Below are 16,802 nucleotides of genomic sequence, written 5' to 3' on the forward strand. Positions count from 1 at the left end.
CACATCAGCTAGTCATTGTTTAGAATTAGCTCATGATTAACAATACCCAAGCTATTTTGCAGCAAGCCTTTGCGGCTGCCTTACAACTAGCAGAACCACGCCATATCATGGCCGCTTGTTTAAAGCAGATTTTTCCTGCTGGTACAGAGCCGCAAGGCCGCTGCTTAGTGGTGGGCGCAGGCAAAGCAAGTGCTGCTATGGCAAGCGCCTTAGAGACTTACGCTGCATCAAGCTGGCCAAAGGCCAAGCTCGAGGGCTTAGTTTTAACGCGTTATGGTCATCGTGCGCCAACCCAAGCGATCCGCATCGTTGAAGCAGGTCACCCAGTGCCTGATCAAGCAGGTATGGATGGGGCAATTGAAATTCTACAGCGCGTGCAAGAACTGCAGGCCGGTGAGACACTCATCGTGCTGGTTTCGGGTGGCGGCTCGAGCCTTCTGACTTTACCCCAAACTGGTATCAGCATGGCCGATATGCGCCAAACCACTGAAGCCTTGTTACGGAGTGGCGCACCTATCGAAGAGATGAATATTGTGCGTAAACATCTTTCCGCCATTTTGGGTGGAAACTTAGCCCGTAGTGCGATGGCGCGCGGTGCACGGGTAGAGGCTTTATTAATTTCCGACGTCACTGGCGACCATCCTGCAGATATTGCCAGCGGACCTTGTGCAGCCGATTACTCTAGCTATGACAATGCGCTAGCCATTTTGGTTAAATACAATTTGAATGCGCGCAATTTACCGGCAAGTGTTTTACAACATTTGCAAGCTGGGAGCGAAGGGAAAATTCCTGAAACTTTAAAAGAAGCAGATTTAGTTGGGGCGCCAGTCCGTAATCATGTAATTGCAACTGCGCGCCAAAGCTTGCAAGCCGCTGCCAACTTCATCGCCAGTCAAGGCTATAACCCCATTATTTTAGGAGACACGGTTACTGGTGAAGCACATGATGTGGCTTTAGTTCATGCAGCTATTGCCCGCGAAATTATCCAGCATCAACAATGGGCCAAGTTGCCCGTAGCGCTTATTTCTGGGGGTGAATGTACTGTCACTATTCCGGCCGAGATGAAAGGTCGTGGTGGTCGTTGCAGTGAATTTCTTCTCGCCCTCTTGGCAGCGACGAGCGACTTACCCCATATCGCTGCTTTAGCAGCAGATACCGATGGCATTGATGGGAGCGAATCGAATGCTGGCGCTTGGTTTACGCCCGAGGTTCGCAAGCTGGCGAAAGAGCGGAACTTAAGTCCCACAGTATTTTTAATGAAACACGATTGTTATGGTTTTTTTGCAGAATTGAATGCTTTAGTCGATACTGGTCCTACACTGACTAACGTCAATGATTTCCGCATTATTTTGCTGGGGAAAAATTAAAGCCATGTCACTCAATTCGCTCGCCTCTATTAGTATGGTGAAACCAGACGACTGGCATTTACATATTCGCGATGGAGTGGTACTTAAAGACGTGTTATCGCATACCGTAAAGCAATTTGCGCGGGCAGTGATCATGCCTAATTTGCAACCGCCAATTACGACGGTAGCGCTGGCCCAAGCTTATCGTGAGCGCATCGAGTTGCAATTACAGCAACTAGCTACAAACCAATTTACACCGTTAATGACTTTGTACCTAACCGACAATACCGCGGCAACAGAGGTGCAAAAAGCCAAAGATGCGGGCATCGTAGGTATCAAGCTATATCCTGCTGGCGCCACCACCAATAGTGATTCTGGGGTGAGCAATGTAAAGCACTGCAGTGCAGTTCTTGAGGCAATGCAAAAAGCGAACTTGCCTTTATTAATTCACGGAGAAACGACTGACCCAAGCATTGACGTATTTGATCGCGAAGCAGTTTTTATTGATCGCGTTCTTGAGCCATTGCGGCGGGATTTTCCAGAATTGCGCATTGTCTTCGAGCACATAACTACATTGCAAGCGGCGCAGTATGTGCGCGATGCGCATACGGCGAATAAAAATATCTTGGGCGCTACTATTACCCCTCAACATTTACTGATGAACCGCAACGCTATTTTTTCTGGTGGTATTCGACCCCATCATTATTGTTTGCCAGTTTTAAAGCGAGAAGAACATCGTTTAGCATTGCTTGAAGTGGCTACGAGTGGAAATGCCCGTTTCTTTTTGGGAACCGATAGTGCACCCCATCCGAAGGGTTTAAAAGAAAATGCTTGTGGTTGTGCTGGGTGTTTTAGTGCTTTTAATGCCTTGGGTTTATATGCTGAAGCCTTTGAATCGCTTGGGCGGCTTGATCGGCTTGAAGCATTTGCCAGTTTTTATGGCGCCGATTTTTACGGTTTGCCGCGGAATACCGAAATCATTCGCTTACAAAAGCAGGCGCAGCTAGTGCCAACTGAACTACCTTTGGGTGATACCACCATCGTGCCATTGCGGGCAGGTGAAAGCATTGCGTGGTCGCTCACATAAGCGTTCTTATCCGCCCCAAGCTGAATTTACAATCTCATTTTTAAACTAAATTCTGGCGACTGCGTTAGACTTCAAGCGCAGAGTCAATTAGGCAATCGCCGCCTCTTTTAAGGAGGGGGAGGAAAGTCCGGACTCCATAGGGAAAGGTGTTGGCTAACAGCCATCCACGGCGACGTGCGGAATAGGGCCACAGAGACGAGCGTATTTAGTTACGGTGAAACGCGGTAACCTCCACCTGGAGCAATCCCAAGTAAGCAGACGATGAGGCGTCCCGCTGAGTCTGCGGGTAGGGAGCTTGAGCCGTCAGGTAACTGCCGGCCTAGAGGAATGATTGCCCCTAAATGAAAGTTTAGGCGACAGAATCCGGCTTATCGATTGACTCTGCACCTTCTCTCCATATAAATATGTTAGTGTGCGTTCACTTTATAAAAAAGTTAATTAAAACAGTAACTTAGAATTTTAATTCAGCTAAAATTCGTACAACACATCTATAAGACTAGGGTAAACCCAAATAATTCTTGCAATGCACCATTACGCCAGATAGAATGAATTCATTGTGCGGTTTTTCCTTGTTTTCAAAAGGGGAATTACCGTCACTCCCAGTGTCTCCTCCACCCAAACAAAGGTGGATTTCAGCCCAGGACCTAGTCCTGGGCCTTTTTTTAGGTTAGAATTCAAGGCTTTACTAAATTATCGATCTAGCCAGCGGTAATGGTTTTACCAGTTAAGGTGCATAAAAACTGCGAGCCTGCAAACATAAGCAGGGCCAAGGTGAATGTAGTTTAGTTGGGGTAATAATGGCTATAACAATTAAAGAAAATCATGAAAACTTTTTCCGCAAAACCCGCTGAGGTAAAGCGTGACTGGTTCGTGATTGACGCTACGGACAAAGTCCTCGGTCGTGTCGCCAGTGAAGTGGCACTCCGTCTACGCGGCAAGCACAAACCCGAATTTACCCCCCACGTTGATACCGGCGATTTTATCGTCGTCATTAACTCTGCCAAGCTACGCGTTACCGGCACTAAGGGCTTAAACAAAATTTATTACCGTCATAGCGGCTACCCAGGTGGTATTAGCTCGACTAACTTTGACAAAATGCAAGAGCGTTTTCCAGGTCGTGCATTAGAAAAAGCGGTTAAAGGTATGTTACCTAAAGGCCCACTCGGCTACGCCATGATTAAGAAATTGAAGGTGTACGGCGACGCCGATCATCCACATTCGGCTCAACAGCCTAAAGCGCTAGAGATCTAAGGACCCCATATGGCAACGAATTACGGAAATTGGAATTACGGTACTGGGCGTCGCAAGAGCTCAGTTGCACGTGTATTTATTAAATCAGGCAAAGGCGACATTATCGTTAATGGTAAGCCCATTGATGCTTATTTTGCACGTGAAACTTCGCGCATGATTGCGCGTCAACCATTGGCTTTAACTAGCCATCTCACCACTTTTGATATTAAAGTGAATGTCCATGGTGGTGGCGAAACAGGCCAAGCTGGTGCAGTGCGCCACGGTGTTACTCGGGCTTTAATTGATTACGATAATGCTTTAAAACCGACCTTATCAAAGGCTGGTTTAGTCACTCGTGATGCACGTGAAGTAGAGCGTAAAAAGGTTGGTTTACATGGCGCGCGTCGCCGTAAACAGTTTAGTAAGCGTTAATTTCATTCAAACTGTTTTCGACAGGGTCGCGCAAGCGGCCCTTTTTGTTTTTACAATACGCATATAGAGCGGGGTAATGAGGAGAAGGTCATGATTAAAGTTGGCATTGTGGGCGGAACGGGCTATACCGGCGTGGAGTTGTTGCGGCTATTGGCGCAGCATCCCCAGGTTCAGATTGAAGCAATTACATCGCGTAGCGAAGCTGGCATGTCTGTTGCAGAGATGTTCCCCTCTTTGCGGGGGAAGCTAGATTTAGTATTTACAACCCCAGACGCCGCTAATCTAAAAAAATGTGATGCAGTATTTTTTGCTACACCGCATGGCGTGGCTATGTCACAAGCTAAAGAACTATTAGCGGCTGGTGTAAAGATTTTAGATTTAGCCGCCGATTTTCGTTTAAAAGATCCTGCCGAATTTGCGCAATGGTATGGCATGCCGCATGCTTGCCCCGAAATCTTGGCCGAAGCGGTATATGGCTTACCTGAAATCAATCGGGCAGCAATTCAACAAGCACGAGTGATTGGTTTAGCAGGGTGCTATCCCACTTCAGTGCAATTGGGTTTAGCCCCTTTATTAGCGCCAAGTAATAATCAAGCGGGCGCCTTGGTCGATACCGAACATATTATTGCCGATGCAAAATCGGGCACTTCTGGTGCTGGTAGAAAAGCAGAAATTGGTACTTTGCTCGCCGAAGCTAGTGATAATTTTAAGGCTTATGCAGTCAAGGGCCATCGCCATCTACCAGAAATTACCCAAGGCTTGAAAGCGATTGCGGGTCATGAACAAATCGCCCTTACTTTTGTACCGCACTTAACCCCCATGATTCGGGGTATTCATGCAACTATTTATGCGCGTTTAACAGCGCGTGGGATGACCCAAGATTATCAGCAACTCTACGAAAATTATTATCGTGACGAGCCCTTTGTCGATGTTATGCCTGCGGGAAGCCATCCTGAAACCCGTTCAGTACGGGGTAGCAATAACATCAGAATAGCGCTTCATCGCCCAGCAAATGGCGATACTTTGGTAATTTTGGTGGTCGAAGATAACTTAGTAAAAGGGGCCTCGGGGCAGGGGGTGCAATGTCTCAATTTAATGTTCGGTTTACCTGAAACGATGGGTTTAGAGCAAATTGCCCTATTGCCATAAGGGGATATTGTTAGATCATTACAGTTTTATTGGCCTCAGTAAGCGCTTTGCTTTTAAGCACCACTTGTGCAGACTCGGGATTTAAAGCCTAAAATGAGCTATTGTCTTTTGACTAAGGAGTTTTGTTATGACACAACCATCCGTTACTACTGATACTGCTATTGATGCCACTGTTGCTGGTGCCGCGGCTGTTGCCACCATTGCCAGCACTCTAGATTCATCGGAGCCACCAACCCCACTTATTTTTACCGATAGTGCTGCAGCTAAGGTAGCTGATCTCATTGCTGAAGAAGGCAATAATGAACTAAAGTTGCGCGTGTTTGTTCAGGGCGGCGGCTGCTCCGGTTTTCAATACGGCTTCACGTTTGATGATGCAGTCAATGAAGACGATACTCAATTTGAAAAAAATGGTGTGACCTTATTGGTAGACTCAATGAGTTTTCAATATTTGGTGGGCGCAGAAATTGATTACAAAGAAGATATTAATGGTTCACAGTTTGTGATTAAAAACCCCAATGCAACGACTACCTGTGGCTGCGGCTCGTCATTCTCAGCCTAACTTTTACACATTTATTTAGGGTAATAGGCGCCTAGTACACGGGGTCCTGTTGCACCTGTTACGGCCGGCAGATTTGCTGGCCGTTTGTTTATGTGAGCCCAAGCTAGCCAAGCAAAAGCTAAGCCTTCAACCCATTGCGGCTGCACTCCATGGTCAACGCTTAAGTCAATCGCTAAAGAGTGTCCCAACACTTCTACTGCATTTGCGCGTAGTAAGGAAATTAAAGCCGTGTTATTGGCACCTCCGCCACAAATGATGAGGCGCTCTATCTGGGGAAAATAGTGTTTTAGGGTGTTGGATACGGTAGCGCAGGTGAGCGCCATTAAGGTTGCCTGCACGTCTTCGGGCTTGCGCTTTTGGCCCATCAAATGGTATTCAAGCCAAGCTAAGTGAAAGTAATCTCGTCCAGTACTTTTGGGTGGCGCTTGTTGAAAATAAGGTTCGCGAATCATGGCTTGGAGTAATGTGGTGTCACATCTGCCACTTGCTCCCCACGCACCACCCTCATCAAAGGGCTTACCTAGACTAGTTTGTATCCAGCTATCAAGTAATAGGTTGGCAGGCCCAGTATCAAAACCCATGACTGAACCTCCTGCTTTTGGTAAGAGGGTTACATTAGCAATACCACCAAGATTGAGGACTACCCGATTTTCGGTAGTTGAGTTAAATTGCTGCGCATGAAAGGCGGGCACTAAAGGTGCACCTTGCCCCCCAGCAGCTAAATCACGTTGGCGAAAATCGGCGACGACAGCAATACCCGATTTTTCTGCCAATAATGCCGCATTAAGAGTTTGGTGCGTATAAGCATGACCATTTAGCAGGCTTGGCTGGTGACGAATTGTTTGGCCATGCGCACCAATTGCAATAATATCTTGTGCTTGCAGTTGTGCTTTAGTAAGCAATGTTTCTAGCACTTGAGCATAGGCCAGCGCTAAATCATTTGCAGCTAAATGCTCGCGATGGATTTCATTAACACCCGCACTTTGTAATTCAAATAGCATTTGCCTAAGGGCTGGGGCAAAAGGGGCGCTGACACACTCAAGCGGCTGGGTTTGGCCATCTGCAGCAATTTTGGCCAAGACTGCGTCAACACCATCTAAGCTCGTGCCCGACATGATGCCCACATAAAAGGCTGCTGGTGTGGCGATGGCTAATCCCTCCATTTGATGGTTTTTCAGCCTATTCCTAAGAGATGCGACAATGACATGGATTCATTTTAGACAATGACAAGGCAACTTACTCACACGCCCATTTAATTCAGTATGACGGCTAAAAACCAGCAAAACAACTTCCCTTTGACTCCGGCTGTATTTACAGCGCTAGAAGTGACCAAACGCGGCTGCGACGAGCTGTTAGTTGAGGCCGACTGGCTAACTAAGTTAGCTCGCAGCCAAGCCACTGGGCAGCCCTTACGGATTAAATTAGGGCTTGACCCCACCGCCCCAGATATTCATTTAGGGCATACAGTGGTATTAAACAAACTGCGTCAATTACAAGATTTAGGCCATACCGTAATATTCTTAATTGGCGATTTCACCAGCATGATTGGTGACCCCTCGGGCCGCAATTCAACCCGCCCACCATTAACCGCTGAGGCTATTGCAGAAAATGCCCAGACTTATTACAAGCAAGCGAGTATGGTTCTAGATGCGGATAAAACCGAGGTCCGTTACAACAGCGAGTGGTGTGACCCACTAGGCGCGCGCGGCATGATTCAATTAGCGGCAAAATATACTGTGGCGCGTATGCTTGAGCGTGATGATTTTACGAAACGGTATAAGAGTGGCACACCAATTTCGGTCCATGAATTTTTATATCCCTTAATGCAAGGCTATGACTCAGTAGCCTTGAAAAGTGATTTAGAGCTTGGGGGCACCGATCAAAAATTTAATTTACTAGTAGGCCGTGAATTACAACGTGAGTATGGCCAAGAACCCCAGTGCATCTTAACGATGCCCTTGCTGGTTGGGCTTGATGGCGTTGAAAAAATGAGTAAGTCTAAAAATAACTATGTCGGTATTAGTGAGTCAGCGAATGAAATGTTTGGCAAGCTCATGAGTATTTCGGATGAGTTAATGTGGGATTACTATTTACTTTTATCATTTCGTCCCGTAGCGGAAATTGATTTAATGAAACAAGAAGTTGCTGCGGGCCGTAACCCGCGCGACTGTAAAGTGCTACTCGCACAAGAAATAGTAAGTCGTTTTCATTCAAGCCAAGCAGCCGATAAAGCCCTCGAAGATTTTAATCATCGCGCTAAGGGAGGGGTGCCCGACGATATCCCCGAGCTAGCCCTACAAGGCGCCCCCTTGGGCCTTGCAGCCCTTTTAAAAATGGCTGGTTTAGCGCCATCGACCACCGAAGCAAATCGCAATATTGAACAAAACGGCGTGAAGATTGATGGTGTGGTGATTAGCGATAAAACGATAAAACTCGAAGCTGGAAATTATATTGTGCAGCTTGGGAAGCGCCGCTTTGCAAAAGTAACGCTCACTAAATAAATTACTAACTCAGTAAATCGAGATTAGCCGAATTATTTGGCGGTGTTAAACCAAAGTGCTCATAAGCTAACCGCGTTGCAATACGGCCACGCGAGGTACGCTGTAAGTAACCCTGCTGAATTAAATAAGGCTCTAAAACATCTTCGATCGTATCGCGTTCTTCGCCAATGGCCGCCGCTAAATTATCGATTCCTACTGGGCCACCATCAAATTTATACAAAACGGCTTCTAATAATTTGCGATCCATCACGTCAAAACCACTAGGATCAACATCTAACATGAGTAGGGCAGCATCGGCAATTGCTTTGGTAATGATGCCGCTACCTTTTACTTCGGCAAAATCACGCACCCTGCGCAAGAGGCGGTTAGCAACCCGTGGCGTACCCCTAGCCCGCTGAGCAATTTCAACTGAGCCTGCCGGATCAATTTTCGCTTTGAGTAAATTGGCCGAACGTTCAATAATGCGGGTTAATTCTTCAGTGGTGTAGAACTCCAGTCGCGCCACAATACCAAAGCGATCGCGTAAGGGGTTGGTTAACATCCCTGCACGGGTGGTTGCGCCAATTAAGGTAAAGGGTTTTAGCTCTAATTTCACACTGCGCGCCGCAGGGCCTTCGCCAATCATAATATCGAGGGTGTAATCTTCTAAGGCTGGATACAAAATTTCTTCAACAATGGGCGAAAGGCGATGAATCTCATCAATGAATAAGACATCATTGGTTTCGAGATTGGTTAATAAAGCAGCTAGGTCGCCAGGCCGATCAAGTACTGGCCCACTAGTTTGGCGTAAGTTGACCCCTAGTTCACGGGCAATAATATGCGCTAAGGTTGTTTTTCCAAGCCCAGGCGGGCCAAAGAGTAAAACATGATCAAGCGCTTCTTGGCGCGCGCGGGTGGCGGTAATGAAAATTTCAAGTTGTTCGCGAGCTTTGGTTTGGCCGACATACTCATCAAGTTGTTTGGGACGGAGAGCCCTTTCAAATAGGGCTTCAGAATTACCAGCTGCGCTGACAATGCGCTCTAGCCCACCATCTTCGGGTTCTGCACTTAAGTCATCAGTATGGATTGCCATGCTAGCAGTGTATTCGTTTGCGAGAAATTAAATTTTAGAAAGTGATTTTAGGCCTAAGCGAATGCCCTCAGAAACCGAGGTATCAGGCGGTATTTGCTTAAGAGCAAAGAGAGCCTCTTTTTCGGAATAACCTAAGGAGAGAAGCGCTTGTAGTACTTCGCTATTAGCTAGGGCAATCGAAGAACTGCTAGCACCATCGACACCGATGCCTAAATCGGGCCCCAACTTTCCTTTTAGTTCAAGCAGCAGGCGCTCTGCGGTTTTTTTGCCGATACCGGGCACTTGGGTTAAGCGAATTGTTTCTTGAGCAGCAATGGCTTGTACTAACTCGTTCACACTCATACCAGAAAGCAGGGCTAAAGCGGTGCGCGAACCCACCCCGCTTATTTTAATTAAAGCCCGAAAGGCCATGCGCTCATTTTCAGTGGCAAAACCAAACAGCTGTTGCGCATCTTCGCGGACCTGAAAGTGCGTTAATAAGGTGACCATTTGATTGAGCTTGGGTAAACCATACAGGGTGCTCATTGGTACATCAATTTCATAGCCCACACCTTGGCAGTCGACTAAAAGCCGCGGCGGATGAATTGCAATCAGAGTTCCGTAAATTCGACCAATCATAGACAGCCATTATCCTTTGAAGTGATGGGCAGCACAAATTGCTACCCCTAAGGCATCAGAGGCATCTGTTCCAGGCGCGCGATTGAGGCGTAATAAGCGTTTAATCATGTCTTGCATTTGGGCTTTTGCAGCACGACCCGTACCAACAATTGATTGCTTTACACGTAAGGCACTGTATTCTGCAACGGGTAGTTTTGCCGCCACTAGGGCAGCAATTACAGCGCCACGGGCTTGCCCCAACATCAAAGTCGAGCGGGGATTGACGTTCAAAAAGACCTCTTCAATTGCTGCGGCCTCGGGATGGTATTGGTCTAAAACTTCTGTAATGCCCACATAAAGGGTGCCTAGTCTTTCAGGTAAGCCCTTACTAGGATCGCCGCTTTGAATCGTCCCTGATGCTACATAGCGCAATTGTTGTCCATCAACATCAATAATCCCAAATCCAGTTGTACGTAAGCCTGGGTCGATACCGATCCAACGCATCGGCTTAGTGACGGAAATGGCGAACGCCAGTAAAGACCATGGCAATGCCTGTTTCATTCGCAGCCGCAATAATTTCCTCATCACGCATGCTGCCACCCGGCTGAATGACACTAGTTGCACCTGCCGCAACTACTACATCAAGGCCGTCGCGAAATGGAAAAAAAGCATCGCTAGCCACGACTGAGCCAATTAAACTTAAGCCTGCATGTTCGGCTTTAATTTTGGCAATACGGGCTGAGTCAACGCGACTCATTTGACCCGCACCGATGCCTAAAGACATGCCATTACCGCAATACACAATAGCATTGGACTTCACAAATTTAGCAATACGCCAAGCAAATAATAAATCGTCTAATTCTGCTGCGCTGGGCTGGCGTTGGGTAACAACCTTAAATTCAGTAGGCGAACAATTTTTTGTATCAGTAGTTTGTACTAAAAGGCCACCCCCAACTCGTTTAAAATCATACGTATTAGTAGCATTTGCCAGTGGAATTTCTAGTAAGCGCACATTTTCTTTGCTAGCAAAGACCGCTTTTGCTTCAGCCGTAAAGCTCGGGGCAATTAGCACTTCAACAAATTGCTTAGCAATTACCGCAGCAGCTGCGCCATCACAAACCGTATTTAGGGCAATGATGCCACCAAAGGCTGAGCTTGGATCTGTTTGCCAAGCTTTTTGATAAGCCTCAAGCGCGCTTGCACCCAGCGCAACTCCGCACGGATTAGCATGTTTAACAATTACACAAGCGATCGAATTAGTACCCAAGTGGTTTTGTGCTGGTAGAAAACTTTTGACACATTCCCATGCTGCATCAGCATCGGCAATATTGTTGTATGACAAGGCTTTGCCCTGTATTTGCTGATAATTCGCTAAAGCACCGGGAATTGGATTGATATCGCGATAAAAAGCAGCCGCTTGATGGGGGTTTTCGCCGTAACGCATCTCTTGCACTTTTTCAAAGGCTAAATGTAAGGTATTGGGGAAAAGCGAGCGTTGCTGATGATCGAGGCGGTCGTCTAAAGCAGATAAGTAGTTCGCGATCGCGCCATCATACTGTGCTGTATGAGCAAACACTTTTTTAGCTAAGCGTAAATTAGTAGCATAAGAAACAGAGTTGCGCTGTTGACGCATTTCAGTCAACACACCTTCATAATCATCGGGAGAAATTAATACCGTTACATCTTGGTGATTTTTTGCTGCCGCTCGCAACATTGCAGGACCGCCAATATCGATATTTTCTACTGCCTCAGCAAAATCACAAGTTTCTTTTGCAACGGTGGCATTAAATGGATATAAATTAATAACCAAGAGATCAATCGTTTGAATGCCATGTTTTTGCAGCGCTGCCATGTGCTCAACAGAATCGCGCCTTGCTAGTAAACCCCCATGGACCATTGGGTGTAGAGTTTTCACTCGACCATCGAGCATTTCTGGAAACTGCGTTAAAGCAGCTACTTCATTCACTGGTATGTTGTTTTCGGCCAATAATTTTGCCGTCCCACCAGTTGAAATTAACTTGACGCCAAGCTCATGCAGGGCCTTAGCTAAAGGCACAATGCCCGTTTTATCGGAGACTGAAAGTAGGGCGGTTTGAATCATTGTGAATAGTTTAAATGGGCTTATTTAATTAAATGGTATTGCCGTAATTTTTTATGTAGGGTATTCCGATTCAGACCAAGGTATTGGGCAGCTAGCGATTGATTCTGCTTAGCATGGTGCATGACTACTTCAAGCAGGGGTTTTTCAACTACATTTAAGACCATCTGATAGACATCGTTGGGTGCTGTACCTTTGAGATCGTCTAGGTAAGTTTGGAGGTGGGTTTGTACGCAGACAGCAATGGGATTTTTATTAGGCATAGTTAAAATATTAAGCAGCTTCAAGAAATAATAGATGATTAGAGTGCACTTGCATTTCTGCAAAAAAATCATTGACCATGGCTAATTGGGTACGACAATCATCAGCGGTATTCATGCGTTGCCGAAAAACGTGTGAGTTACGCAAGCCTTTGCAATACCAACCAATGTGTTTGCGCGCAGTTCGTAAGCCAGTATATTCGCCATAAAAAGCATAATGATCAAGCAAATGATCGTTCATGATTTGTTGAATTTCAGTAATTTGGGGCGGAGGTAGGAGGGTGCCGGTTTTGAGATAGTGCTCGATTTCACGAAAAATCCAAGGCCGACCTTGTGCGGCACGTCCAATCATGATGGCATCCGCTTTAGTCTGTTTTAAAACTGCCAGGGCTTTTTCTGGACTATCAATATCGCCATTGGCAACGATCGGAATTCCGACTTGATTTTTTACTGCAGTAATTTGATCATACTCTGCAGAGCCGTGAAATAGATCGGCTCGAGTTCGTCCATGAATAGTTAAGACACTAATACCAGCAGATTCAGCAATGCGGGCAATAGCGAGCGCATTTTTGTGATCACGATCCCAGCCGGTACGAATTTTTAAACTCACTGGCACAGCATCAGGACCAACACCAACTGCTTGAATCACAGCATCAAGTATTTTTCCAACGAGAATTTCATTCTTCATCAGCGCCGAGCCAGCCGCGACGTTACAAACTTTTTTAGCGGGACATCCCATATTGATGTCAATAATTTGCGCCCCTTGAGCAACATTAATACGGGCAGCTGCTGCCATCGTGAGCGGGTCAGCGCCAGCAATTTGCACAGCAATAGGCGCAAACTCACCCACATGATTCGCGCGTCGTTGGGTTTTTTCGCTGTTCCACAAGGTTGCATTCGAGGCAATCATTTCTGATACAGCGTAGCCAGCACCCAGTTTTTTGCACAACTGTCTAAAAGGACGATCGGTTACGCCCGCCATTGGGGCAACAAAAAGTTGATTGCTTAATTCGTGGGTACCAATTTTCATGAAATGACTTGAGCTAAAAGCAGTAAGTAGGCAGTTACTTTAGCATAGTGTGCGAGTTAACTGCTTAAATTTTAAGCAGCAAAAAAGAATGGCGGGTCGACCCTCTTTTAGCGCCGCCCAAACATCATTTGGCGCGCCAAACTTGTTTTTAGTGGCGGGAGCCATTGCAAAGCGGATAAGGCTAAACCGCGAGTGAAGACGACTGGCAAGAATTGAGAGGTAAAAACACGTGCAAGAAAATCGGTAATACCAATTGTGGTTTTGCGGTCAGCATTGCGCGTGCGGGCATAGTCTTGTAATAAGGCAGCTACCGAATTAGCTGAGCCCAAGTGCGTTGGGCGAGAAAAAAACCAAGCTAATTTTTCGGCTAACAAGTAGGCATCACGCAAACCTAAATTGAGACCTTGACCCGCTACTGGATGTAGTGTTTGTGCAGCATTACCAATCCATACCGAATGATCAACCGCAACTTCTTTACGATAATTTAAGCCGAGTTCATAAAGGCGACGTTCACGTACGCTAATGAAATGACCCAAGCGGCTACCGAATTGGTGTTGCAGGGCGGCTAAAAAATCAGGTTCATTGAGTTCTAGACGCTGTTGTGCAGTGCTGGGCGTACTGCACCAAACTAAATTCAAGAAATGCTCACCCGCATGACTTGGAAGTAAGGCCAGCGGACCTTCAGGAGTAAAGCGTTCCCAAGCCTGATGGGCTTGTGGTTGATCTACTTCAACCAATCCAACAAGGGCGCTTTGATCGTAACTGCGACCTGCTTCAATCCACTCCTGTTGATTAAATAAGCCACCTTCGGCATGCACCACGCAAGCACTCTCTGCCGACTCGACTTGACTTGCTAGGTCAGGCGTTTCATTGCTGTGTATCCAAGAAAAGTGCGGGCTAGATGGTTGTAGCTTGCGTAAGGCCTGACGTAATGCAAGGTGAATATCGCGATAGCGCGCAATATGACCGAGCGCATCTTGATGTAATTCTTCACGAGTCATGATGGCGCGACCAAAGCGACCCGCTTGCGAGACGTGGATGCGATGAATTTCAGGGCAATTGGTTGGCCAAGCATGAATCGTCTCAAGTAATAATTTACTACCGTGGGAAAGCGCAATGCCACGAGTATCACTACGTTTATCACCATTTTCTAGCGCTTCATCAGTACGCGGATTACGATCAATTAATGCTAATTTTAAAGTTGGTAATTGTTGAAGGCACCAAGCGGCACAAGCCAGGCCAACAGGCCCACCACCTTGAATCACTACATCCCAAGTTAGGGAATTCAAATTTGATTTCACTCAGACTCACGCATCGTGCGTTCAATTTCGTTTGCAAGTACCGGCACACCCCGAGAAATTAAATCGCAACCCTGTGCTGTAATGACCGCGTCATCTTCAATCCGAATACCGATATTCCAAAACGCTTCAGGCACAGTGGCAGAAGGACGAATATATAAACCAGGCTCAACGGTAATGACCATTCCTGCTTGTAGCTTGCGCCAAGGTTTATCTTGCTTATTTTGCGTAAGATCTTCGCTAGGCTCACGATAAGAGCCGACATCATGAACATCCATGCCTAACCAATGGCTGGTGCGATGCATATAAAAAGGCTTATAAGCAGCAAGCTCAAGGGCATTGTCAAGTGATCCAACTTCACTTAATGCAATGAGTTTTTCGTCAATTAAACCTTGGGTTAGAACGCGCAAAGCAGCTTCGTGTGGTTGTATAAAAGTATTGCCGACAAGAGCAGCAGCAATTGCTGCTGCTTGGGCTGTCTGGGTAATGTCATACAAAGCCCTTTGTGGACCAGAAAAAACTCCATTGACCGGAAAGGTACGGGTGATATCGGATGCATAGCCATCTAATTCACAGCCTGCATCAATCAAGCAAAGCTCGCCATTACGCAATTCTGTCGCGCCGGCACGGTAATGTAAGACGCAGGCATTTGCTCCCGTAGCCACAATGCTGTTATAGGCAACGCTTTGCGCGCCGCTATGGCGAAATTCATGTAATAACTCAGCTTCAATTTGGTATTCGTACATACCGGCGCGACACTTTTGCATTGCCCGCAAGTGGGCTCTTGCAGAAATTGCCGCCGCTTGGCGCATGGTGGCAATTTCATCGACGCTTTTAAGCAGACGCATTTCATGTACCAAAGCCTCAATGTCATGTAACTGGGATGGCGCATTGACTCCCGCCCGTGCCTGTTGGCGCACCTGTTCAATCCAATAGCGCACCCGACGATCATTTTCAGCACTATTCGCTAAGCGGGTATATAAGGCAGTTTGATCGGCAATTAATTCGGGCAGCTTGGTATCAAGAGCTTGATTGGCGTGGGCAAAATCAACCCCCAGTTTTTCAGGCGCTGCCTCGGGCCCTAAACGCCAACCATCCCAAATTTCTCGCTCGGGGTCTTTAGGTCGACAAAATAAATGGGTTTCAAGTTGAGTCCCGCTCACGTTTAAGGCCAAAGTAGCACCAGGCTCATCAAAGCCAGTGAGGTAGAAAAAATCACTGTCATGGCGGTACGGATAATCGCTATCCCGATTACGAAAGGCCTCTGGCGCAGTCGCAATTAAGGCTAAGCCACCACCGGTGTGTTGGCGCATCAGTTCGGCGAGACGGGCGCGTCGAGCCGCATAAATGCTCGGGTTAAAGGGGGTATGAAGTTGGCTCATGATTTATTTGGAACCCTGATTTAGCTCGTTCAGGCGGGCAGGGCTCCCTACATCGTGCCATGAACCCAAATATTTTTCACCGGTCACTTGGTTTTGTGCCATGGCGGCTACTAGTAAAGGTGCTAATTTAGCCTTTTCACCTCGTATTAAACCTTTAAATAGGTCGCGATGGTAAATGCCAAGACCTGAGAAAGTTAAGCGCTCAGCCGGCTGACCTAATTGGCTTTCTTTAGCCTCTCCCGCCAAGGTTTTAAGCTCCTCTGCCCACACTTTACCCCCTTGTAGATAAAAATCGCCAGTAGGATGTTGGCTAGGATTGGGGACCAGAATGAGGTGAGCCAATTTCTGTTCATGCGCTAAGCGCATGGTCTTTATAAAAGCTAATAACTGCGCTAGTGGAAAGCCAGGGCAAAAAACATCGCCATTCATCACAATAAAATAATCTGCAGGAGCCAAAATGGGTAAAGCCTGGCAAATGCCCCCCGCTGTTTCAAGGGCTTCCTCTTCGGGCGAATAATCAATGTGTAAACCAAAGTCTGCACCTGTACCCAGTGCAGCGCTAATTTTTTCACCCAACCAGGCAAGATTAATAACAACCCGTTCGATGCCAGAATTCTGCAAAGTTTCGAGATGCCAAGTTAATAATGATTTACCTTGAACCTCGAGGAGGGGTTTTGGTAAGACATCAGTTAACGGACGCATTCGCTCACCGCGACCAGCAGCGAGCAATAAACAAGGAATTGGTGGATCCATAGAGCCAA

At 46.8% G+C, this 16,802-nt stretch carries 16 protein-coding genes, 1 other RNA gene and 1 pseudogene; 8 read left to right on the forward strand and 10 right to left on the reverse strand.

Annotated elements, in window-relative coordinates:
* Positions 1 to 32: 32 nt before the first annotated feature.
* The 7 genes from LZT22_RS07915 (at position 33) to erpA (ending at position 5,803) form a co-directional block, all read left to right on the forward strand.
* Positions 33 to 1,367: a glycerate kinase gene (locus tag LZT22_RS07915; RefSeq protein ID WP_233924549.1), complete on the forward strand. Its 1,335-nt coding sequence runs from the start codon at positions 33 to 35 to the stop codon at positions 1,365 to 1,367.
* Positions 1,333 to 2,433, forward strand: coding sequence for a dihydroorotase (gene pyrC, locus LZT22_RS07920; protein ID WP_370635198.1), 1,101 nt, complete (start codon positions 1,333 to 1,335; stop codon positions 2,431 to 2,433). Before LZT22_RS07915 ends, pyrC begins: the two co-directional genes overlap by 35 nt.
* Before the next feature lie 79 nt (positions 2,434 to 2,512).
* An RNA gene (rnpB, locus tag LZT22_RS07925) (RNase P RNA component class A) lies at positions 2,513 to 2,820 on the forward strand.
* Between the two features lie 435 nt (positions 2,821 to 3,255).
* Positions 3,256 to 3,684, forward strand: a complete 429-nt coding sequence (rplM, locus tag LZT22_RS07930) for a 50S ribosomal protein L13 (RefSeq protein ID WP_233924550.1) — start codon at positions 3,256 to 3,258, stop codon at positions 3,682 to 3,684.
* Between the two features lie 9 nt (positions 3,685 to 3,693).
* Positions 3,694 to 4,095, forward strand: coding sequence for a 30S ribosomal protein S9 (gene rpsI, locus LZT22_RS07935; protein ID WP_233924551.1), 402 nt, complete (start codon positions 3,694 to 3,696; stop codon positions 4,093 to 4,095).
* A gap of 90 nt (positions 4,096 to 4,185) precedes the next feature.
* Positions 4,186 to 5,244, forward strand: a complete 1,059-nt coding sequence (gene argC / locus LZT22_RS07940) for an N-acetyl-gamma-glutamyl-phosphate reductase (RefSeq protein WP_233924552.1) — start codon at positions 4,186 to 4,188, stop codon at positions 5,242 to 5,244.
* Between the two features lie 127 nt (positions 5,245 to 5,371).
* A complete protein-coding gene (erpA, locus tag LZT22_RS07945) occupies positions 5,372 to 5,803 on the forward strand; it encodes an iron-sulfur cluster insertion protein ErpA (RefSeq protein ID WP_233924553.1) in 432 nt (143 codons plus the stop codon).
* Positions 5,804 to 5,814: 11 nt separating this feature from the next.
* Here the strand turns inward: erpA and LZT22_RS07950 are convergent, their stop codons facing one another.
* Entirely contained in the window at positions 5,815 to 6,966 is a 1,152-nt protein-coding gene (locus tag LZT22_RS07950; RefSeq protein ID WP_233924555.1) for an anhydro-N-acetylmuramic acid kinase, read from the reverse strand.
* A gap of 99 nt (positions 6,967 to 7,065) precedes the next feature.
* Here LZT22_RS07950 and tyrS point away from each other — a divergent pair, with 99 nt between their 5' ends.
* The gene (gene tyrS, locus LZT22_RS07955; protein ID WP_233924557.1) at positions 7,066 to 8,304 is read left to right on the forward strand and encodes a tyrosine--tRNA ligase; all 1,239 of its coding nucleotides are present in this window, start codon (positions 7,066 to 7,068) and stop codon (positions 8,302 to 8,304) included.
* A gap of 4 nt (positions 8,305 to 8,308) precedes the next feature.
* Here tyrS and ruvB read toward each other — a convergent pair whose 3' ends face one another.
* From ruvB to murU, 9 genes and pseudogenes are all read right to left on the reverse strand, one after another.
* The gene (gene ruvB / locus LZT22_RS07960; RefSeq protein WP_233924559.1) at positions 8,309 to 9,376 is read right to left on the reverse strand and encodes a Holliday junction branch migration DNA helicase RuvB; all 1,068 of its coding nucleotides are present in this window, start codon (positions 9,374 to 9,376) and stop codon (positions 8,309 to 8,311) included.
* 27 nt (positions 9,377 to 9,403) lie between these two features.
* Entirely contained in the window at positions 9,404 to 9,994 is a 591-nt protein-coding gene (ruvA, locus tag LZT22_RS07965; RefSeq protein WP_233924560.1) for a Holliday junction branch migration protein RuvA, read from the reverse strand.
* 24 nt (positions 9,995 to 10,018) lie between these two features.
* Positions 10,019 to 10,477: pseudogene (ruvC, locus tag LZT22_RS07970) on the reverse strand (crossover junction endodeoxyribonuclease RuvC); the annotation flags it as partial.
* 4 nt (positions 10,478 to 10,481) lie between these two features.
* A complete protein-coding gene (purH, locus tag LZT22_RS07975) occupies positions 10,482 to 12,074 on the reverse strand; it encodes a bifunctional phosphoribosylaminoimidazolecarboxamide formyltransferase/IMP cyclohydrolase (protein ID WP_233924561.1) in 1,593 nt (530 codons plus the stop codon).
* Between the two features lie 20 nt (positions 12,075 to 12,094).
* Positions 12,095 to 12,334, reverse strand: a complete 240-nt coding sequence (locus LZT22_RS07980; RefSeq protein ID WP_233924562.1) for a helix-turn-helix domain-containing protein — start codon at positions 12,332 to 12,334, stop codon at positions 12,095 to 12,097.
* A 10-nt stretch (positions 12,335 to 12,344) separates the two neighbouring features.
* The gene (dusB, locus tag LZT22_RS07985) at positions 12,345 to 13,361 is read right to left on the reverse strand and encodes a tRNA dihydrouridine synthase DusB (protein WP_233924563.1); all 1,017 of its coding nucleotides are present in this window, start codon (positions 13,359 to 13,361) and stop codon (positions 12,345 to 12,347) included.
* 107 nt (positions 13,362 to 13,468) lie between these two features.
* Positions 13,469 to 14,662, reverse strand: a complete 1,194-nt coding sequence (locus LZT22_RS07990; RefSeq protein WP_233924564.1) for an FAD-dependent monooxygenase — start codon at positions 14,660 to 14,662, stop codon at positions 13,469 to 13,471.
* Positions 14,659 to 16,041: an aminopeptidase P N-terminal domain-containing protein gene (locus LZT22_RS07995; protein ID WP_233924565.1), complete on the reverse strand. Its 1,383-nt coding sequence runs from the start codon at positions 16,039 to 16,041 to the stop codon at positions 14,659 to 14,661. The genes LZT22_RS07990 and LZT22_RS07995 overlap by 4 nt, the downstream gene beginning before the upstream one ends.
* A gap of 3 nt (positions 16,042 to 16,044) precedes the next feature.
* The gene (gene murU / locus LZT22_RS08000) at positions 16,045 to 16,794 is read right to left on the reverse strand and encodes an N-acetylmuramate alpha-1-phosphate uridylyltransferase MurU (protein WP_255700932.1); all 750 of its coding nucleotides are present in this window, start codon (positions 16,792 to 16,794) and stop codon (positions 16,045 to 16,047) included.
* Positions 16,795 to 16,802 lie beyond the last annotated feature (8 nt).

It is taken from the genome of Polynucleobacter sp. IMCC 29146, from assembly GCF_021395195.1.
Classification (GTDB): Bacteria; Pseudomonadota; Gammaproteobacteria; order Burkholderiales; family Burkholderiaceae; genus Polynucleobacter.